Origin of the sequence: Sphingomonas panni (assembly GCF_022664435.1) — a bacterium.
GTDB classification, from domain to species: Bacteria; Pseudomonadota; Alphaproteobacteria; order Sphingomonadales; family Sphingomonadaceae; genus Sphingomonas; species Sphingomonas panni.
On record NZ_JAKREU010000001.1, the window covers coordinates 912,970 to 932,489 of the forward strand.

Annotated in this window: 15 protein-coding genes and 1 tRNA gene; 7 read left to right on the top strand and 9 right to left on the bottom strand. The window is 66.5% G+C overall.

What is annotated here, in order from left to right:
- Positions 1–47: 47 nt before the first annotated feature.
- The gene (gene hppD / locus MF609_RS04590; RefSeq protein WP_242415104.1) at positions 48–1,106 is read right to left on the bottom strand and encodes a 4-hydroxyphenylpyruvate dioxygenase; all 1,059 of its coding nucleotides are present in this window, start codon (positions 1,104–1,106) and stop codon (positions 48–50) included.
- Positions 1,107–1,138: 32 nt separating this feature from the next.
- A complete protein-coding gene (locus tag MF609_RS04595; protein WP_242415105.1) occupies positions 1,139–2,065 on the bottom strand; it encodes a LysR family transcriptional regulator in 927 nt (308 codons plus the stop codon).
- A 211-nt stretch (positions 2,066–2,276) separates the two neighbouring features.
- Between MF609_RS04595 and MF609_RS04600 the strand changes: the two genes are divergently transcribed.
- Positions 2,277–4,349 carry a malate synthase G gene (locus tag MF609_RS04600; RefSeq protein ID WP_419723055.1) on the top strand — a complete coding sequence of 691 codons (2,073 nt, stop codon included), beginning with the start codon at positions 2,277–2,279 and terminating at the stop codon, positions 4,347–4,349.
- Positions 4,350–4,822: 473 nt separating this feature from the next.
- On the opposite strand, the gene MF609_RS04610 is transcribed toward MF609_RS04600, so the two are convergent.
- Positions 4,823–4,909: transfer RNA gene (locus MF609_RS04610), tRNA-Leu, on the bottom strand.
- A 136-nt stretch (positions 4,910–5,045) separates the two neighbouring features.
- Here MF609_RS04610 and MF609_RS04615 point away from each other — a divergent pair.
- The 5 genes from MF609_RS04615 (at position 5,046) to gltB (ending at position 13,560) form a co-directional block, all read left to right on the top strand.
- Positions 5,046–5,990: a complex I NDUFA9 subunit family protein gene (locus MF609_RS04615; protein ID WP_242415107.1), complete on the top strand. Its 945-nt coding sequence runs from the start codon at positions 5,046–5,048 to the stop codon at positions 5,988–5,990.
- The gene (locus MF609_RS04620) at positions 5,987–6,835 is read left to right on the top strand and encodes an undecaprenyl-diphosphate phosphatase (protein ID WP_242415108.1); all 849 of its coding nucleotides are present in this window, start codon (positions 5,987–5,989) and stop codon (positions 6,833–6,835) included. Before MF609_RS04615 ends, MF609_RS04620 begins: the two co-directional genes overlap by 4 nt.
- 151 nt (positions 6,836–6,986) lie before the next feature.
- The gene (locus MF609_RS04625) at positions 6,987–8,432 is read left to right on the top strand and encodes an NAD(P)-dependent oxidoreductase (protein ID WP_242415109.1); all 1,446 of its coding nucleotides are present in this window, start codon (positions 6,987–6,989) and stop codon (positions 8,430–8,432) included.
- Entirely contained in the window at positions 8,429–9,034 is a 606-nt protein-coding gene (locus MF609_RS04630; RefSeq protein WP_242415110.1) for a DUF2059 domain-containing protein, read from the top strand. The genes MF609_RS04625 and MF609_RS04630 overlap by 4 nt, the downstream gene beginning before the upstream one ends.
- Positions 9,031–13,560 (top strand): glutamate synthase large subunit, encoded by a 4,530-nt coding sequence (gene gltB / locus MF609_RS04635; protein ID WP_242415111.1) that lies wholly within the window; start codon positions 9,031–9,033, stop codon positions 13,558–13,560. The genes MF609_RS04630 and gltB overlap by 4 nt, the downstream gene beginning before the upstream one ends.
- Before the next feature lie 18 nt (positions 13,561–13,578).
- Here gltB and MF609_RS04640 read toward each other — a convergent pair whose 3' ends face one another.
- Together MF609_RS04640 and MF609_RS04645 are read right to left on the bottom strand one after the other, a co-directional pair.
- Positions 13,579–13,992, bottom strand: coding sequence for a hypothetical protein (locus tag MF609_RS04640; protein WP_242415112.1), 414 nt, complete (start codon positions 13,990–13,992; stop codon positions 13,579–13,581).
- A gap of 23 nt (positions 13,993–14,015) precedes the next feature.
- Positions 14,016–14,570 carry a hypothetical protein gene (locus tag MF609_RS04645; RefSeq protein WP_242415113.1) on the bottom strand — a complete coding sequence of 185 codons (555 nt, stop codon included), beginning with the start codon at positions 14,568–14,570 and terminating at the stop codon, positions 14,016–14,018.
- A 45-nt stretch (positions 14,571–14,615) separates the two neighbouring features.
- Between MF609_RS04645 and MF609_RS04650 the strand changes: the two genes are divergently transcribed.
- Positions 14,616–15,287: a glutathione S-transferase family protein gene (locus MF609_RS04650; protein ID WP_125661363.1), complete on the top strand. Its 672-nt coding sequence runs from the start codon at positions 14,616–14,618 to the stop codon at positions 15,285–15,287.
- Positions 15,288–15,446: 159 nt separating this feature from the next.
- Here the strand turns inward: MF609_RS04650 and MF609_RS04655 are convergent, their stop codons facing one another.
- The 4 genes from MF609_RS04655 to MF609_RS04670 all read right to left on the bottom strand — a co-directional run bounded on the left by MF609_RS04655 (position 15,447) and on the right by MF609_RS04670 (position 19,520).
- On the bottom strand, positions 15,447–16,103 hold the full coding sequence (locus MF609_RS04655) for a hypothetical protein (RefSeq protein WP_242415114.1): 657 nt from the start codon (positions 16,101–16,103) through the stop codon (positions 15,447–15,449).
- Between the two features lie 312 nt (positions 16,104–16,415).
- A complete protein-coding gene (gene rpoN / locus MF609_RS04660; RefSeq protein ID WP_242415115.1) occupies positions 16,416–17,906 on the bottom strand; it encodes an RNA polymerase factor sigma-54 in 1,491 nt (496 codons plus the stop codon).
- Positions 17,907–17,911: 5 nt separating this feature from the next.
- The gene (gene lptB, locus MF609_RS04665; RefSeq protein ID WP_242415116.1) at positions 17,912–18,694 is read right to left on the bottom strand and encodes an LPS export ABC transporter ATP-binding protein; all 783 of its coding nucleotides are present in this window, start codon (positions 18,692–18,694) and stop codon (positions 17,912–17,914) included.
- Between the two features lie 283 nt (positions 18,695–18,977).
- The gene (locus MF609_RS04670; RefSeq protein WP_242415117.1) at positions 18,978–19,520 is read right to left on the bottom strand and encodes an LptA/OstA family protein; all 543 of its coding nucleotides are present in this window, start codon (positions 19,518–19,520) and stop codon (positions 18,978–18,980) included.

A 19,520-nucleotide genomic window follows, 5' to 3' on the forward strand; every position in this document is an offset into this window, starting at 1 on the left:
TGGCCGGGCGGGGCCGGGTGCCTTCGCACCCGCATCCGGTCGATGCCTCAGGCATCGACCGTGATGACGCCCCGCCGGATCTGATCCAGCTCGATGCTTTCATACAGCGCCTGGAAATTGCCGTTGCCGAAGCCCTCATTCCCCTTGCGCTGGATGATCTCGAAGAAGATCGGTCCGAACATCGGTTCGGTGAAGATCTGCAACAGCAACCCTTCGTCGCCGACATTGCCGTCGATCAGGATGCGGTTGCGCTTCAGGCGTTCGAGGTCCTCGCCATGGCCCGGCACGCGCTTGTCGACCAGTTCGTAATAGGTCTCGATCGTGTCCTGCAGCTTCACGCCGCGGGCGCGCAGCTTCTCGACGGTTTCGAAGATATCCTCGGTGGTGAAGGCGAGGTGCTGGATGCCTTCGCCATTATAGTCGCGGATGAATTCCTCGATCTGGCTCTTGTCGTCCTGGCTTTCGTTCAGCGGGATGCGGATCGCCTTGTCCGGCGCGATCATCGCCTGGCTGAACAGGCCGGTCGCCTTGCCCTTGATGTCGAAGTACTTCTGCTCTTCGAACCCGAAAATCTGGTTGTAGAAGGTCGACCAGGTCCGCATCTGCCCGCGCTTCACATTGTGGGTCAGGTGGTCGAGCAGGTCGAGGCCGACATTGTTCTCGGCCTCCGCTTCGGCAGCACCGGGCACCGCGTCCCAGTCGTCGTACAGCGAGCCGGCATTGCCGTGGCGGTCGACGAGGTACAGCATCGACCCGCCAATCCCCTCCAGCGCATAGCCTTCGCCCAGTACCCCGCGCGAGGCATCGGCGGGCTTGGCGCCGCGCGCGACCGCCGCGTCGAACGCCGCCTTCGCATCCGCCACGCGGAACGCCATGCCGGAGGCGGACGGGCCATGCTGCGCAGCAAATTCCGCAGCATGAGCATCGGGAATGCGGTTCAGCAGCAGGTTGATGCGGCCCTGCTTATAGCGGACGACGTCGCGCGTGCGGTGCTTCGACGCGGCGACGAAGCCGAATTGTTCGAGCTGCGCGGCCATGCGGTCGAGATCGGGCGCGGTAAATTCGCAGAATTCGAACCCGTCGAGGCCCATCGGGTTGACGTCCATGTGTTCCACGGCTGCATCCTCTCAAATTCGTATCAATTGATACCAATCTGATCCCAAGTGCAGGGTGAGTCAAGCGCCTCCCACGGCGGGGGCGACCAGCGCGCGGCGAGATGGTCGACAAAGGCGATCACCGCCGGGCGCGGATCGGCGGCATGGATGGCGTGGATGGCGAGGTCGCGCGGCCCCTCCCATGCCGGCAGCACCCGCACCAGCCGCCCATCGCTCAGCACCCGCCCGACGTCCCATAGCGAGCGCAGCGCGATGCCGACCCCGGCCAGCGCCAGTTCGCGGACGATGTCGCTCGAATTGGTGCGGACATGGCTACGCCCGGTCACCTGCACCCGCCCGCCGGGGCGCAGCAGCGTCCAGGGCAATTGTCCGTCCGCCGCGAGCAGCCGGTGGTCGGCCAGCGCCCTGGGATGCGCCGGAACGCCGTGATCGGCAAGATATGCGGGGCTGGCGCAAACTACACGGCGATTGTCCGCCAGACGGCGGGCGACAAGGCCGGCGGGCGGATCGGCGGTGATGCGGATGGCGCAGTCGATCCGCTCCGCCGCCAGATCGACCAGGCCATCGGACAACGACAGTTCCAGCTGGACCGCGGGATGGTCGCGCAGAAAGTCGCCCAGATGCGGCGCGATGTGCAGCCGCGCGAACGAGGTCGGCGCGGCGATGCGCAGCGGCCCGGCGGGCGCGGCGGCGGCCCCGGTCACCCGCGCCTCGGCGGCGGCCAGTGCCGACAGGATCGGCGTCAGATCGGCGTGTAGCTGCGCCCCGACCGGGGTCGGATGGAGCCGCCGGGTGGTCCGTTCGATCAGCCGCGCGCCCAGCCGCGCCTCGAACCGGGCCAGCCGCTTCGATACCATTGCGGGCGACGTGCCCAATGTGCGGGCGGCGGCGGCGATGCTGCCGGTGTCGAGGATCGCGGCGAAGAGTTCATGGTCGGGATCGAGCGGCATTCGTTCCTCACCGGCATGGCTGTGCTGCGATTATGGGTGGTTCCGGCGGGAAAGGCGAGGCAGTATGCCTGGCCCCAACCACCGTCATCCCGGCGAAGGCCGGGATCCATGGAAACGGAACGTAGCGGATCTTGCGATGCGTTTCGTGACCGCGGATTCCGGCCTTCGCCGGAATGACGATGCTTTGAGAGGGTGTCCTATGTCGAACATCATGGTCGAACGCGCCGGGCTTCAGGTCGCCGTCGAGCTGGCCGCTTTCCTCGAACGCGACGCGCTGCCCGGCACCGGCATTCCGGCCGATTCCTTCTGGGAAGGGACCGCTGCGATCCTTGCGCGGTTCGCGCCCGAAAACCGCGCGCTGCTGCACCTTCGCGACCGGTTGCAGGCGCAATTGGACGCGTGGTTCATCGAACGGCAGGGCCAGCCGATCGACCCGGCGGAGCAGGCGGCGTTCCTGCGCGAGATCGGCTATCTGGTGGAGGAACCTGCGCCCTTCACCGTCCATCCCGACAATGTCGATCCGGAGATCGCAACGTTGGCCGGGCCGCAGCTGGTCGTGCCGATCCTCAACGCCCGCTTCCTGCTGAACGCTGCCAATGCGCGCTGGGGCAGCCTGTATGATGCGCTGTACGGGACCGATGCGATTCCCGGCACGGCCGCACCGGGCGGCTACGACGCGGCGCGTGGGCGCCAGGTGATCGAGCGGGCCAAGGCGTTTCTCGACGAAGCCGTGCCGCTGGCCACCGGCGGCTGGCGCGACTGGAGCGGCGGTACGCCCGACCTTGCCGATTCGGCCCAGTTCGTCGGACGAGCGGGCGACAATCTGCTGCTGCGCCATCACGGGCTGCACATCGAACTCGTGATCGACCGTACCCACCCGATCGGCAGCGGCGATCCGGCGGGCCTTGCCGATATCCTCCTCGAATCGGCGCTGACCACGATCTGTGACCTTGAGGATTCGGTCGCGGCGGTCGATGCGGCGGATAAGGTCGCGGCCTATGCCAATTGGCTGGGACTGATGCAGGGGACGCTGAGCTCCAGCTTCGCCAAGAACGGCCGCGAGGTGACGCGGACGCTGGCCGTCGACCGGCACTACACCACGCCGGACGGTGGCGAACTGGTCCTGCCCGGCCGCGCGCTGCTGTTCGTGCGTAATGTCGGCCATCTGATGACGACGCCCGCCGTCCGCCTGCCCGACGGCAACGATGCGCCCGAAGGCATCATCGACGCCATTGTCACCAGCCTGATCGCGCTCCATGACCTGAACGGCCTGCGGACCAACAGCCGCGCGGGGTCGATCTATATCGTCAAGCCCAAGCAGCACGGGCCGGAGGAAGTCGCCTTCACCGACCGGCTGTTCGATGCGGTCGAGGACCTGCTGATCCTGCCGCGGCACACGATCAAGGTGGGAGTGATGGACGAGGAACGGCGCACCTCCGCCAACCTTGCCGCGTGCATCCATGCGGTGCGCCATCGGATCGTGTTCATCAATACCGGTTTCCTCGATCGCACCGGCGACGAACTGCACAGCGCGATGCACGCCGGGCCGATGATCCCCAAGGGCGAGATGAAGGGCGCCGAGTGGATCGCGGCCTATGAGGATCGCAACGTCCAGATCGGCCTCGCCTGCGGTCTCGGCGGGCGCGCGCAGATCGGCAAGGGCATGTGGGCCGCGCCCGACCGGATGGCCGACATGCTGGAACAGAAGGTCGCGCATCCGATGAGCGGCGCCAGCACCGCCTGGGTCCCGTCGCCCACCGCCGCGACGCTGCATGCGCTGCACTATCATGCGGTCGATGTCGCGCAGCGACAGGCGGCGCGGGCGGGGGAGCCGGTGGTGTCGCTCGACCGGCTGCTGACCCTGCCGCTGGCTACGGCACGCAACTGGGAGCGGGAAGAGGTCGCGCGGGAGCTGGACAATAACGTCCAGGGCATCCTCGGCTATGTCGTGCGCTGGATCGATCAGGGGATCGGTTGTTCGAAGGTGCCGGACATGCACGATGTCGGCCTGATGGAGGACCGTGCAACGCTGCGCATCTCTTCGCAGCATATCGCCAACTGGCTGTTGCACGAGGTCTGCACCCCGGCAGATGTCGACGCCGCGTTCGAGCGGATGGCGGTCAAGGTCGATACCCAGAATGCCGGCGATCCGGCGTACCGCCCGCTGGCTGGCGGCATCGCGCTACAGGCGGCGCGGGCATTGGTGTTCGAGGGGCTGGAGCAGCCGAACGGCTATACCGAGCCGCTGCTGCACGCCTATCGCGCGGTGGCGAAGGCTCGGTGAGGGGGGCGCTCGATTCCATCTGAATTAGCGGCCCGCACCGGACCGATAACAAGGCATCGTGGACAAAGGGTAGCAACAGCAAGGCAGCGGTTAGGCCGACGAAGCCGATGCAGGATTCGGCAGCTTTGTCGTAGCAGGTGGCGACGCGTCGCCTGTTCTTGAGCTTGTCGAACAGGCGCTCGGTCCGGTCGCGCCAGCGATACTTGCCCGATCATGTGAGGCGGGGTTGGTGAGCGTTGTGCAAAGGCTGTGGATGGCCACCGCGCCCGGCGTGGCGTTTCGGCGACATGCTTCGCCAGAAGATGCGAAGCGACTACAGTTCGCTACGTTGGTCATCCCTAAAGATGTTCGTCGCGAACGTTGGCGTATCGGATCAGAAGGTCGCGATATCTGGCCCCGTGTCGAGCCTCGAGAACGGCGTCTCTATCAGACTTTCCGTCGAAGAGGGCGTGGTGCCCATCTTCGACCGGAAATGGTGCCCAGAAGAGGACTCGAACCTCCACGACCTTGCGATCGCCAGCACCTGAAGCTGGTGCGTCTACCAATTCCGCCATCTGGGCACGGGGTAGGAGGGCGCCTCTACGGGGCGTCGCCGGGGGTGTCAACAACTTGTTTCGAGATTTTTACGTTGTCCTTGCCGTTTTGCTGCGGGAGCGGCATGGGGCCTGAGGAGTGAGACAGGCAAAGGCGGACTCGATGAAGAACCAGTTGGTGACGCTGTTCGGCGGCGGCGGCTTTGTCGGCCGCTATGTCGTGCAGGAATTGTTGAAGGCGGGCGCCCGCGTCCGCATCGCGCAGCGCGATCCGCGCCAGGCGCTGTACCTGCGCACGCAGGGTGGCCTCGGCCAGACGCAGTTCGTCGCCGCCGACCTGACGCGGCCGGATACGGTCGCGCGGGCGGTTGCCGGGTCGGATGCGGTCGTGAACCTGGTCGGCATCCTCGAGGGGGATTTCGACAAGGTACATGTCGCCGGCGCGCGCACGATTGCCGAAGCCGCCGCCGCGGCAGGCGCGAAGGCGTTCGTGCAGATCTCGGCGATCGGCGCCGATCCGGCATCGCCCTCCGCCTACGGCCGGTCGAAGGCGGCGGGGGAGCAGGCGGTGCTTGCCGCCTTCCCGAGCGCGACCATCCTGCGCCCGTCGATCGTGTTCGGGCGCGAGGACGGCTTCGTCAATCGCTTCGCCGGCATGATTTCCGGTGCGCCGGCGCTGATCGGGCGTCCGCTGGTACCGGTGATGGCGGCGGCGACGAAGTTCCAGCCAATCTATGTCGTCGACCTGGCGCAGGTGGTGGCTAAGGCGCTGGCCGAGCCGGAACGCTTCGGCGGGCAGACCTATGCGATCGGTGGGCCGGATGTGATCTCGATGGGCGAACTGAACCGCTGGATTGCCCATGCGATCGGCCGCGACGTGCGGTTCCTGGAGATTCCCAACGATCTGGGCGGGGCGATCGCGGCGATGCCGCTGACCCCGATCAGCAAGGATCAATGGGCGATGCTGTCGCGCGACAATGTCGTGGACGGGACCGTGCCGGGGATCGAGGCCTTCGGCGTGCGGCCCGTGCCGCTGGCGACGGTCGCGCCCGACTGGCTGGTCGTCTATCGCAAGAATGGCCGCTTCAACAAAGTTGCCCGCGCGTGAACCCTGCAACTGCGTGGCTCGAAGCCGCGATCCTGGGTATCATCCAGGGACTGACCGAGTTCCTGCCGGTGTCGTCCAGCGCGCATCTGCGGATCGCCGGGGCGTTCCTGCCATCGGGCACCGATCCGGGCGCCGCGTTCACCGCGATCATCCAGATCGGGACCGAAGCGGCGGTGCTGCTGTATTTCCGCAAGGATATCTGGCGGATCGCAATGGCGTGGCTGGGGCAGTTCTTCGGCGGCCGACAGGATGCGGCGGCGCGCGACGGTGCGCGGATGGGCTGGCTGGTGATCGTCGGTACGCTGCCGATCGTCGTGCTGGGGCTGTTGTTCAAGGACGCGATCGAGACGTCGCTGCGCAACTTGTGGTTCACGGCGTTCAGCCTGATCGGGTTCGGTATCCTGCTGGGCATCGCCGATATCGTCGGGCGGCGGCGGCTGGGTCTCGACCGGTTGCGCTGGGGCGGTGGCGTCGTGTTCGGCTTTGCGCAGGCGATGGCGTTGCTGCCGGGCGTGTCGCGGTCGGGCGGGACGATCACCGCCGGGCTTTTCATGGGATTCACCCGCGAAGCGGCGGCGCGTTATTCGTTCCTGCTCGCCATTCCTGCGGTGCTCGCATCGGGATTGTACCAGCTGCTCAAGACCTGGGGACAGTTCGGTCCCTATGGACCGGGGCCGACGCTGCTGGCGACGATCATCTCGTTCGTCGTGGGTTATGCATCGATCGTCGGATTCCTGAAGCTGGTGTCGACCCGCGGCTATATGGCGTTCGTCATCTATCGCGTGCTGTTGGGTAGCGCGTTGATTTACCTGTTGTCGCAAGGACGTATCGCTGCGCTGGCATAGGTCCGATTCGGCCATAAAAGCCTTTGTTGCGAACTGTTCTTGAAAACCGCACGGGGCGGGGGTGGTAACAAGGTCAGTAATGCTTACCTAAAGATCGTTTGTTGCGTGACTTCGGCCTGAAAATATGCTTTCCGAAGGGTCGGAGGGCATTATGGCCGATCAAGCAATGTTGAAGTTCGTTTCGCGTGCGCAGTCCTATCCTGCCAAGCGCGAACCCGAATTGCGGGCGGAGGATTTCCGCGAGATCGCGGAGCGTTACGCTCCGCCGACCGCCGAGGATCAGGCGGGGCGTTGCTCGCAGTGCGGCGTCCCCTATTGCTCGGTACATTGCCCGCTGCACAATCACATCCCCGACTGGCTGCGCCTGACCGCCGAGGGGCGGTTGCAGGAAGCGTATCAGCTGTCGAACAGCACCTCGACCATGCCCGAAATCTGCGGCCGCATCTGTCCGCAGGACCGGCTGTGCGAGGGCAATTGCGTCATCGAATTTTCCGGCCACGGCGCGGTCACGATCGGATCGGTCGAGAAGTTCATCACCGACACCGCATGGGAAAATGGCTGGGTCGAACCGGTCGCGGTCGGCCCGGCGCGCGGCCAGTCGGTCGGCATCGTCGGTGCGGGTCCGGCGGGGCTGGCGGCGTCGGAATGGCTGCGTAACCTCGGCTATGAGGTCCATGTCTATGACCGCTATGATCGGGCCGGCGGGCTGCTGACCTATGGCATTCCGGGCTTCAAGCTCGAAAAGCCGGTCGTGATGCGCCGCGTCGAGCGGTTGAAGGAAGGCGGCATCGTCTTTCATGAAGGCTTCGAGGTCGGTCGCGATGCCAAGCTCGACGAACTGCGTCAGAAGCATGATGCGATCCTGATCGCGACCGGTGTGTACAAGCCCCGCGCGATCAAGGCGCCGGGCGTCGGCAGCGGCGGGGTGGTCGATGCGCTCGATTACCTGACCGCGTCGAACAAGGTCGGTTTCGGCGACAGCGTGCCGGCCTATGACGATGGCTCGCTGAACGCGGCGGGCAAGAATGTCGTCGTCGTCGGCGGCGGCGATACCGCAATGGACTGTGTCCGCACCGCGATCCGTCAGGGCGCGAAGTCGGTGAAGTGCCTCTATCGCCGCGACCGCGCCAACATGCCGGGGTCGCAGCGCGAAGTCGCCAACGCCGAGGAAGAAGGCGTCGAGTTCGTCTGGCTCTCCGCCCCCGCCGCGTTTGACGAGCGCGACGGACAGGTGGTGCAGGTCCGTGCGACCGGTATGCGTCTGGGTGCGCCCGACGCATCGGGTCGCCGTGCGCCGGAGGCCGATCCGGGCAACGAGTTCCTGCTCGAGGCCGATCTGGTGGTGAAGGCGCTGGGCTTCGATGCCGAAGACCTGCCCACGCTGTTCGATGCGCCCGAACTGGGGGTGACCCGCTGGGGGACGGTGCGGGTCGACGGCAAGTCGATGATGACGTCGTTGGACGGCGTGTTCGCGGCCGGCGACATCGTGCGCGGAGCATCGCTGGTCGTATGGGCGATCCGCGACGGTCGCGACGTGACCGAGCGGATGCACGCGTACCTCAAGGCCAAGGCCAAGGCTGCGAAGGTGGCGGCATGAAGGCGCTGATCCTCGCAGCCGCGCTGTGGGGCGCCACGCCGGCGCTGGCGCAGACACCGGCCGCTCCCGCTCCCGCCGCCGTACAACCGATCGATCCGGCGCGGCTGGCACTCGCCGAAAAGTCGGTCGCGGTGCTGGTGCCGCAGGGCGTCTATATGCGGCTGATGCGGCAGCAGTTTCCGGCGATGATGGATGCCATGCTCGCCAATATGGAAACGGCGGTGCCCGGCGGTCGCGAGAAGGCGCGCGCCGCCGACCCCGCGTTCGACGAACGGATGCGGATCATGACCCGCGTCATGGGTGAGGAACTCGGCCCGCTGATGGGGCGGATGGAACCGTCGCTGCGCATCGGCATGGCCCGTGCGCTGGCCAAGCGGTTCGACGCGCGGCAGTTGAACGACCTGAACGCCTTTTTCGCCACGCCTTCGGGCCAGGCGTTCGGCGAGCAGTTCATATCGCTGTTCGCCGACCCGGAAATCATGGGCGAAATGATGAAGGCGATGCCGATGATGCTGCAGGAAATGCCGCGCATCATGAAGAAGGTGGAGGCCGCGACCGCGCATCTGCCGAAGCCTCCCAAGCCGAAGGGCGAAAACGAATGACCGACATGACCTCCGAACGCCTCCGCCTCGCCGCCGAAGGCATGTACCGCCCCGAGTTCGAGGGCGATGCCTGCGGCGTGGGCATGGTCGCCGCGACCGATGGCAAGCCGTCGCGCCGCGTCGTGCAGTCGGCGATCGATGCCCTGCGCGCCGTGTGGCACCGCGGTGCGGTCGATGCCGATGGGAAGACCGGCGATGGCGCGGGCATCCATGTCGACCTGCCGCACCGCTTCTTTGACGATGCGATCGCCGCGTCGGGACACAAGCCGCTCCATGCACGCCTCGCGGTCGGCATGGTGTTCATGCCGCGCACCGACCTCGGCGCGCAGGAGACCTGCCGCACTTTGGTCGAATCGGAGATCATCGAGGCGGGCTGGTCGATCTATGGCTGGCGGCAGGTGCCGGTCGACGTGTCGGTCATCGGCATGAAGGCGCAGGCGACCCGGCCCGAGATCGAGCAGATCATGATCGCCGGTCCTGCGCCGGAAGAAATGGACGAGGCCGAGTTCGAGAAGAACCTGTATCTCGTCCGCCGCCGGATCGAAAAGCGGATCATCGCCGCGCAGATCACCGGTTTCTATTTCTGTTCGCTGTCGTGCCGTTCGATCATCTACAAGGGGCTGTTCCTTGCGGAGAGCCTGTCGGATTTCTATCCCGACCTGACCGACGAACGCTTCGAATCGCGCGTCGCGATCTTTCACCAGCGCTATTCGACCAACACCTTCCCGCAATGGTGGCTGGCGCAGCCGTTCCGCTGCCTTGCCCATAATGGCGAGGTCAACACGATCCGCGGCAACAAGAACTGGATGCTCAGCCACGAGATCAAGATGGCGAGCATCGCGTTCGGCGAGCGTTCGGAAGACATCAAGCCGGTGATCCCGGCGGGCGCGTCGGATACGGCGGCGCTGGACGCGGTGTTCGAGACGATCTGCCGCTCGGGCCGCGATGCGCCGACCGCCAAGCTAATGCTGGTGCCCGAGGCATGGCAGGGCGCGCCCGACATGCCGTCGGCGCACCTGGCGATGTACGATTACCTAGCGAGCGTCATGGAGCCGTGGGACGGCCCTGCCGCGCTGGCGATGACCGATGGCCGCTGGGCGGTCGCCGGCCTCGACCGCAACGCGCTGCGCCCGCTGCGCTACACGCTGACCGGCGACGGGCTGCTGATCGTCGGGTCGGAAGCGGGCATGGTGCCGGTGGCCGAGGCGACGGTGGTCGAGAAGGGCCGGCTGGGACCGGGCGAGATGCTCGCCGTCGACCTGACCGAGGGCAGGCTCTACAAGGACCGCGCGATCAAGGACAAGATCGCGGGCGAGGCGGACTATGCCGCGATGACGGGCAAGTTCCTGACCATCGACGACCTGCCCGCCGCGAGCGAATCGCCGCTGCGCTACGAGCGTGCCGAACTGGCGCGGCGGCAGGTCTGCGCGGGGCAGACGCTGGAGGACATGGAGCTGATCCTGTCGCCGATGGTCGAAGGCGGCAAGGAAGCCATCGGCTCGATGGGCGATGATACCCCGCTGGCGGTCATTTCCGACAAGCCGCGCCTCATCAGCCATTTCTTCCGCCAGAATTTCAGCCAGGTCACCAACCCGCCGATCGACCCGCTGCGCGAGCGCTACGTCATGTCGCTCAAGACGCGGTTCGGCAATCTCGCCAACATCCTCGATACCGAGGATCGGGCGAGCGCGGTGCTGGTGCTGAACAGCCCGGTGCTGACCAATACCGACTGGCTGCGGCTGAAGGCGCATTTCGGCGCCCAAGCGGCGGAGATCGACTGCACCTTCCCGGCGGGCGAAGGGCCGGAGGCGTTGCGCGCCGCCATCGCCCGCATCCGTGCGCAGGCCGAACAGGCGGTGCGCGAAGGGCGCAGCGAGCTGTTCCTGACCGACGAGCATCTGGACGCGACCAAGGTGCCGATCGCCGGCGTGCTGGCCGCGGCTGCCGTCCATACGCATCTGGTGCGCAAGGGGCTGCGCTCCTATGCCTCGATCAACGTGCGGTCGTCGGAATGCCTCGACACGCATTATTATGCGGTGCTGATCGGGGTCGGCGCGACGACGGTGAACGCCTATCTGGCCGAAGCCGCCATCGCCGACCGCCATGCGCGCGGCCTGTTCGGCGAGATCGGCATGGACGAGGCGCTGAAGCGTCACCGCACCGCGATCGACGAGGGGCTGCTGAAGATCCTGTCGAAGATGGGGATCGCGGTGATCTCCAGCTATCGCGGCGGCTATAATTTCGAGGCGGTGGGCCTCAGCCGCGCGCTCGTCAACGACTTCTTCCCCGGCATGCCGGCGAAGATTTCGGGCGAGGGCTATCATTCGCTCCACGTCAACGCGACCGAGCGCCACGATGCGGCGTTCGACAGCCCGGTGGTGAACCTGCCGATCGGCGGCTTCTATCGCCAGCGCGGCGGGGGCGAGGCGCATGCCTATTCGGCGCAGCTGATGCACCTGCTGCAGACCGCGGTCGCGACCGACAGCTATTCGACCTATATGCAGTTCTCGCGCGGGGTGCGGGACCTGCCGCCGGTCTATCTGCGCGACGTGCTGGAATTCAATTTCCCCGATACCGGCGTGCCGATCGAGCAGGTCGAGGCGATCACCGAAATCCGCAAGCGCTTCGTGACGCCGGGCATGTCGCTGGGCGCGCTGTCGCCGGAAGCGCATGAGACGCTGGCCATCGCGATGAACCGCATCGGTGCCAAGGCGGTGTCGGGCGAGGGCGGCGAGGATTCGATCCGCTATCAGCCCTATGAGAATGGCGACAACGGCAATTCGGTCATCAAGCAGGTGGCGTCGGGCCGTTTTGGCGTTACCGCCGAATATCTCAACGCCTGCGACGAGATCGAGATCAAGGTCGCACAGGGTGCCAAGCCCGGCGAGGGCGGGCAGCTGCCCGGCTTCAAGGTGACCGAGTTCATCGCCAAGCTGCGCCATGCGACGCCGGGGGTGACGCTCATCTCGCCCCCGCCGCACCACGACATCTATTCGATCGAGGATCTGGCGCAGCTCATCTACGACCTGAAGCAGATCAACCCGAAGGCGCGGGTCTGCGTGAAGCTCGTATCGTCGGCGGGCATCGGCACCGTCGCGGCGGGCGTGGCGAAGGCCCATGCCGACGTCATCCTGGTGTCGGGGCATGTCGGCGGGACCGGTGCGTCGCCGCAGACGTCGATCAAATATGCCGGCACCCCGTGGGAAATGGGGCTGTCGGAGGTCAACCAGACGCTGACCCTCAACGGCCTGCGCGGGCGGGTCGTCCTGCGCACGGACGGTGGCCTCAAGACCGGGCGCGACATCGTCGCCGCCGCGATCCTGGGGGCCGAGGAGTTCGGCATCGGCACGCTGTCGCTGGTGGCGATGGGCTGCATCATGGTGCGTCAGTGCCATAGCAACACCTGTCCGGTCGGCGTGTGCGTGCAGGACGAGCGTCTGCGTGCCAAGTTCACCGGCACGCCGGAGAAGGTCATCAACCTGATGACCTTCATCGCCGAGGAAGTCCGCGAGATCCTGTCGCGGCTGGGCGTGCGCAGCCTCGACGAGGTGGTCGGGCGGACCGAGTTCCTGCGGCAGGTCAGCCGGGGTGCCGAACATCTCGACGATCTCGACCTCAATCCGATCCTGGCGAAGGTCGATGCGGACGAGAGCCAGCGGCGCTTCAGCCTGTCGACCTTCCGCAACGAAGTGCCCGACAGCCTCGATGCGCAGATGATCAAGGATGCGGCGGCGGTGTTCTCGCGCGGCGAGAAGATGCAGCTGACCTATTCGGTGCGCAACACCCACCGCGCGGTCGGGACGCGGCTGTCGAGCGAGATCACCCGCACGTTCGGCATGAGCAAGCTGGCCGATGGGCATGTCACCGTCCGCCTGCGTGGGTCGGCGGGGCAGTCGCTGGGCGCGTTCCTGTGCAAGGGGATCAAGCTGGAGGTGTTCGGCGACGCCAACGACTATGTCGGCAAGGGGCTGTCGGGCGGGATCATCACCGTCCGCCCGATGGTGTCGTCACCGCTCAAGAGCCATGAGAACACCATCGTCGGCAACACCGTCCTGTACGGTGCCACGTCGGGCAAGCTGTTCGCGGCGGGGCAGGCGGGCGAGCGCTTCGCGGTGCGCAATTCGGGCGCGACCGTGGTGGTCGAGGGCTGCGGCGCGAACGGCTGTGAATATATGACCGGCGGCGTCGCGGTGGTGCTGGGGCGTACCGGCACGAACTTCGGCGCGGGCATGACCGGCGGCATGGCGTTCATCTACGACCATGACGCCAGCTTCGAACGCAACCACAACCCGGAGAGCATCACGCTGCACCGGCTCGGTTCGGCGCATTGGGAAGCCGTGCTGAAGGGCCTGGTCGCCGAACATCATGTGATGACCGACAGCCGCTGGTCGGGCGCGATCCTTGAGGACTGGGACCGGGCGAAGCGCCATTTCTGGCAGGTGGTGCCGAAGGAAATGCTGACCCGCCTGTCGCATCCGCTCAGCGACGACGCGACTGCGGAGCAGCGGGCGGAGGTTGCCGCCTGAACGGCTCTACCGGGTCGGTCAGCCGACCCGGCAGGCTGCGTGCGCCGGAGGCCGTGGCGTCATCAGCCACGCCTCCGCCGCGTCGGGGTGTTCGAAATAGCAGGTCTCGCGGCCCTGCGCCGCGCGGCGGATCTGCATTGTCGAGAGCGAATGACCGACGACGAAGGCCAGCCGGCGCGAAATGGTGCGCGGGTCGTCGAGCAGCCGGCGGAACGCGGCGACGCTTTCCGACGCCTGGATATCCATCGCGCGGATGTCGACCAGCGTCAGATGGTCGTTCGGCCGCGTGCGCAACGCCAGCAATTCCCGGTCGCGAGCGGCGGCGAAGCGGGCGATGTCGTCGGCGTTGAAGAAGCCGGCGAGGGTGATCCGCATCAATCCACGGGGCACGTCGTTGACGATCGAAAAGGTCGCTTCCATGATGTCGGCCATATCCGAAAAACCTTGCCAGCAGGTTAGCCCGCCGCGTGCCGCCGGATCGCCAGCCAGCCGAACGCGCCATAGACCGCCAGCGCCGGCCAGCCGCCATCGGTCGCGAAGAGATAGGCCACCCCGACCCCGGTCAGCGCCATTGCCGTGACAAGGGCGAGGCGACCCGGCAGCGCCGCCGCCAGCAACACCGCCCCGGCCAGCGTAGCCACCAGCGCCTGCACCCCCAGCCACGCATAGGAGCCGGCGACCCCGAGCGATCCGAGGCCGGGGAGCTTGACCGTCGCATAGCCCCGCATCGCATTGGGGAACGTATCCGCCGCCAGATGCAGTCCGATACCGATCGCAAGGCCCGCCATCACCGGCCGCCAGCGCGTCGCGACCAGCGCGAGGGTGAGCGGCAGCAGCGAATGGGTCAGGGCGCTGCGATGGCCGATCGGCAGCAGCAGGTCGAGATCGGGCAGGGTCGTGCCCGCGATCCCGGCGCACACGACCGCGACCGCCTGTACCCAAGGGCGGGGCGAGCGGTTGGCCAGCAGGATCGCCGCGATCAACCACAACAGGCTTGCGAGCAACCCCACACGAATCCCCTTCCGCCCGGACGGCGCGCCGCCTAACACGGGACCATGTGGCAGCTCCTGCAATTCCCGCTATGTCCTTTCTCACGGAAAGTCCGCCTGCTGCTCGCGGAAAAGAGCATCGGATACCAGCCGGTCCGCGAATCGCCCTGGGCGCGGCGCGACGAATTCCTGCACATCAACCCCGCCGGCCAGACCCCGGTGATGATCGATGACGCAGCGGGCGTACGGCTGATCGATTCGATGGCGATCTGCGAATATATCGAGGAGACGGGCGACAAGCCCGCCATGCTGAACGGCAGCGCCGCCGACCGCGCCGAACAGCGGCGGCTGGTGACGTGGTTCGACACCCAATTCTATCGCGAGATCACCGGCCCGCTGCTGATGGAGCGCATGGAGAAGCGCATCGTCCACCGCCAGACGCCCGATACGCGGGTGCTGCGCGAGGCGATGAAGGCGGCGGTCGAGCATCTCGACTATATCGATTACCTGCTCGACCATCGGCAGTGGATCGGCGGCGCGACGATGAGCCTCGCCGACCTGGCGGCCGCGGCGCAGATTTCGATCGCCGACTATCTGGGCGGGATCGATTTCAAGACGCACGATCTCGCCAAGCGCTGGTATGTCGGCATGAAGAGCCGCCCGAGCTTCCGCCCGCTGCTGGCCGAGCGGATGGAAGGCGTGCCGCCGCCGGCGGATTATGAGAAATTGGACGTTTAGGGCTGCTTTCGTCCTCCCCCGTTTGGTTCGAGTAGCGATCGAGCGAAGTCGAGAGCGCGTATCGAGAACGGGTTGCCCCAAACGGGGCGTTCTCGACGGAGGCTTCTCGACAGGCTCGAAGCTGCTCGAACCGAGCGGGGTGGGTCGGGAAGGGTTTCGTCAGAACGAATAGGACGAGATGAACAGCAAGCCGCTTTGCGACTGGCGGCGGAAGCGGACTTCGGTTTCGCCGGCGGGGGGCGGTTGGTCCTCGACGAAGCCGTTGCCGAGGATGCGGGTGTCGACGTCGTAGAAGATGCCGACGCCGAGGTTGAAGCTGGACGCCCGGTCGACTCCGCGGCGCAGGCCCACCATCACGCCCAGCCCGATCGCGTCGATCACCTTTTCCCCGCCCGGTTGCAGGGCGACGAACGGGCCGATGCCGAAATTCTTCTGTGCCGACAGGCAGTTGTCGTACTTTACCGGATCGTCCTTGAAATCGGCACAGAACGCCTCCTCTCGGTCGCGACGCGTCTTGCTGAACGTCGGCGTCGCGAAATAATGCGATTCGAGGACGATACGGGCGCGAATGTTTTCGGTGCGCGTGACCCGGACGACATTGTTGGCGATCACCGCGTCCGACACGCGGTCGTTATTGCCGAGGTCGTAGGACATCGAAACGCCGATGCCGAAGTCGAGCCCGCCGAAATTCTGGCGCCCGGAAGCGGCCTTCTCCTGGGCAGTGGCGTCCGGCGTGTCGACCGCCGCAGCCTTTTCCTGCGCGAGCGCCGTTGCCGGCAGCGCGAATAGGCCGATTGCAAGAAATGTCCTGACCATGACGTATCCCCCTGTCGAATGACTCGGGAAATACGCCCCGCACGGACGATAGCCGGTCGCGGCGCGGCGGTGCGGGCGGGTTGGCTTCGTTTCGGAGGCAATGCGCCGAAATCGCATCGGAATCGGCCGGGTCGGGACCCGGCGCGGCGGCCAAAGTTCACAAAGTTCACACTCGTGCGCGTTTTGCGTCGCGCGTGACGTTGCGTGGCGTGGGCTTGGATCGGGGATGGACGGTGGGAAAGAGCGCCGGCGAGCATGGCGACGCGGCACGCTGTAGGAAAGCGTTACCGGGCGCGAGCGTCGCGGGGAGACCTACCCGCCCAGCGCCTTTTGCCGGCGGCGCTGCACCGACGACCCCAGCCCGATCGCCTCGCGATATTTCGCGACCGTCCGCCTTGCGATGTCGAAGCCCTTGGCATTCAGCAGTTCGACCAATGTGTCGTCGGACAGGATCTTCTTCGGGTCCTCGTTCGCGATCAGGGTGCGGATCGCGTCCTTGACCGCGAGGGCCGAGACGGCCTCGCCGCCATCGGCTGACTGGATCGCCGAGGTGAAGAAATATTTCAGTTCGAACAGGCCGCGCGGGCAGGAGAGATATTTGTTCGAGGTCACCCGGCTGACGGTCGATTCATGCATCTCGATCGCCTCCGCCACCTTGGCCAGGGTCAGCGGGCGGAGATGGGCGACGCCCTGGCGGAAAAAGGCTTCCTGCTGCTTCACGATCTCGGTCGCGACCTTCAGGATGGTGCGCTGGCGCTGGTCGAGCGCCTTGACCAGCCAGTTGGCGCTGGCGAGGCAGTCGGACAGCCACGCCTTGGACGATTTGTCGCCATTGGCGCTGAGTTCGGCGAAATAGCCGCGATTGACCAGCACGCGCGGCAGGGTCGCGCCGTTGATCTCTACCGCCCAGCCGTCCTTGCGCGGCGCGACGAACAGGTCTGGGACGACCGATTGCGTGCGTTCCCCACCGAAGCGGCAGCCGGGTTTCGGGTCGTAGCCGCGCAGTTCGCGGATCATGTCGGCAAGATCTTCGTCATCGACCTCGCAGATGCGGCGCAACTGCGGCAGGGCACCGCGCGCGACGAGGTCGAGATTGTCGATCAGCCGCGCCATGCAGGGATCGTAGCGGTCTACCTCCTTCGCCTGGATCGTCAGGCATTCCGCCAGGCTGCGCGCGCCGACGCCGCTGGGGTCGAAGGTCTGGACGATGCCCAGCACCCCCTCCACCCGGGCCACCGGCACGCCGAGGCGGTGGGCGATGTCGAGCAGCGAACCGGACAGATAGCCGCATTCGTCGATCTGATCGATGATCGCGCTGGCGATGAACAGGTCGGCCCCGGCGACACAGGCCCCGGCCTGTTGCAGCAGATGGTCGGCGAGTGAGATATCGTCGCTCGCGAAACCGTCGAGATCGGGGCCTTCGTCGAACCCGCCGCCGCCGGTCGCGGCAAGGCCGAGACCGCCATCGAGCGAGCCGACCCCGTCCGAGGGGCTGTCATGGTGAAAGGTGTCGCCCAGATCGAGGTCGAGCGATTCGCCGCTGGCCGCGCCGATCCCGAGCAATTCGTCCGATCCGGCGGGTTCGCTGGCGGCGGCGACCGGTTCGGGGGCTTCGAAGGCCGGGCCGTCGTCGTCGCTGCCCCCGCCACCGGAGTCGAGCAGCGGGTTCTTCTCGACCTCTTCGGCGATGAACCCTTCGATCTCCAGATTCGACAGCGCGAGCAGGCGGATCGCCTGCTGCAACTGCGGCGTCATCACCAGCGATTGCGACTGGCGCAGGTCGAGGCGAGGGGCGAGGCTCATGACGGTTAGAGTTCGAACCCTTCGCCGAGATAGAGCCGGCGGACATTGGCGTCGGCGACGAGTTCGGCGGGCGATCCGGCGAACAGCACGCGACCATCGTAGATGATGTAGGCGCGATCGACGATTTCCAGCGTCTCACGGACATTGTGATCGGTGATGAGGACGCCGATGCCGCGCGACTTCAGCTGGATGACGAGATCGCGAATGTCGGCGATCGAGATCGGGTCGATGCCGGCAAAGGGTTCGTCGAGCAGGATGATGGTCGGATTGGCCGCCAGCGCGCGGGCGATTTCCGCGCGCCGCCGCTCGCCGCCCGACAGCGCCATGGCCGATGCGGTGCGCAGGCGGGTGAGGCCGAATTCGTCGAGCAGTTGTTCCAGCCGCGCCGCACGCGCCGCCTTGTCCGGTTCGGCCAGTTCGAGCACGGCGAGGATGTTCTTTTCGACCGACAGCCCGCGAAAGATCGAGGTTTCCTGCGGCAGATAGCCCAGCCCCAGAATGGCGCGGCGATACATCGGCAGCGCGGTGATATCCTCGCCATCCAACAGGATGCGGCCGGCATCGGGCTTCACCAGGCCCATGGCGGAATAGAAGCTGGTTGTCTTGCCCGCGCCATTGGGGCCGAGCAGGCCGACGACCTCGCCGCGCCCGACCGACATCGACACGTCGGACAGCACGACGCGCTTGTCGTAGGATTTGGCGATCGACACGACCGACAGCCCGCGGTCCGACGGGACCTCGGCAAAGGGGCGGGCTTCGGTGGCGGGGGTCAGCAGGGTGTCGGGCATCGGCAACGTCCTGATCGCTTGGGCGACGGGTATCGGGGCGTTACTGCCGCGACTTTGGCAGGATTATTGCATGGAGCTGAACGAAAAGGAAAGATGCGTTCGGTGGTTTGGTCGGGGAATGCGGTGAACGTCGATCGGTTTCCTGACTTCCCGCAATCTCCCCATCGGACCACGAACGTCACCCCAGCGAAGGCTGGGGTCTTACGCGGCTCCTGCAGCGTGCTGTCACCGGGAGATCCCAGCCTTCGCTGGGATGACGCTGGTGGCTGCCGGGGGAAACGCGCTAGTTCCGCTTGGGCACCGAGAAGCGGCCGGTCACCCGCCCGCCGCTCTGCTGCACGCCGCCGCCCGGCGCCGGGCTGCTGCCGACGCCCGATCCGTCGATCGTCGCGCGGCCGGTGTCGAGGTCGATCGACAGCCGCCCGCCGTTCAGCGTGTTGGCCCCCTGCGTCAGCCGCACGCCGCCGACCATCGTCACCACGCGGCGGTTGATGTCGTACACCGCGAATCGCGACTTCGCCGTCTGATCGGGACGGGTCAGCGTGACATTGCCGGTCGCGTCGATGCGCGTCGCCTGCGGCGCGCCGTCGGTGATCTGCCCGCTATAGGCGATGACGACGCGGTCGGCGGTCAGCGTCATGGTCGACTGGCGGAACACCGCGCCACCGGTGAAGACCGCGCGCTGCTGCTTGTCCTGCAGTTCGATGGCGTTGGCCGACACGTCGATCGGCGCGTTCGAATCATGGCGCGTCTGGGCCGGCGCCGACCCCGCAATCGCGAGGAGGCCGAAAGTGGCGACAAGGCCCGGTAGCGCATGGCGAATCAT

Excerpts from the sequence above, each read along its gene's own strand:
- lptB (WP_242415116.1), bottom strand. The coding sequence starts at position 18,694 with ATGCCCGACACCCTGCTGACCCCCGCCACCGAAGCCCGCCCCTTTGCC.
- MF609_RS04625 (WP_242415109.1), top strand. The coding sequence starts at position 6,987 with ATGGCCGATCAAGCAATGTTGAAGTTCGTTTCGCGTGCGCAGTCCTAT.
- MF609_RS04600 (WP_419723055.1), top strand. The coding sequence starts at position 2,277 with ATGGTCGAACGCGCCGGGCTTCAGGTCGCCGTCGAGCTGGCCGCTTTC.
- MF609_RS04640 (WP_242415112.1), bottom strand. The coding sequence starts at position 13,992 with ATGGCCGACATCATGGAAGCGACCTTTTCGATCGTCAACGACGTGCCC.
- MF609_RS04655 (WP_242415114.1), bottom strand. The coding sequence starts at position 16,103 with ATGGTCAGGACATTTCTTGCAATCGGCCTATTCGCGCTGCCGGCAACG.
- MF609_RS04650 (WP_125661363.1), top strand. The coding sequence starts at position 14,616 with ATGTGGCAGCTCCTGCAATTCCCGCTATGTCCTTTCTCACGGAAAGTC.
- MF609_RS04670 (WP_242415117.1), bottom strand. The coding sequence starts at position 19,520 with ATGATTCGCCATGCGCTACCGGGCCTTGTCGCCACTTTCGGCCTCCTC.
- hppD (WP_242415104.1), bottom strand. The coding sequence starts at position 1,106 with ATGGACGTCAACCCGATGGGCCTCGACGGGTTCGAATTCTGCGAATTT.
- gltB (WP_242415111.1), top strand. The coding sequence starts at position 9,031 with ATGACCGACATGACCTCCGAACGCCTCCGCCTCGCCGCCGAAGGCATG.
- MF609_RS04595 (WP_242415105.1), bottom strand. The coding sequence starts at position 2,065 with ATGCCGCTCGATCCCGACCATGAACTCTTCGCCGCGATCCTCGACACC.
- rpoN (WP_242415115.1), bottom strand. The coding sequence starts at position 17,906 with ATGAGCCTCGCCCCTCGCCTCGACCTGCGCCAGTCGCAATCGCTGGTG.
- MF609_RS04630 (WP_242415110.1), top strand. The coding sequence starts at position 8,429 with ATGAAGGCGCTGATCCTCGCAGCCGCGCTGTGGGGCGCCACGCCGGCG.
- MF609_RS04615 (WP_242415107.1), top strand. The coding sequence starts at position 5,046 with ATGAAGAACCAGTTGGTGACGCTGTTCGGCGGCGGCGGCTTTGTCGGC.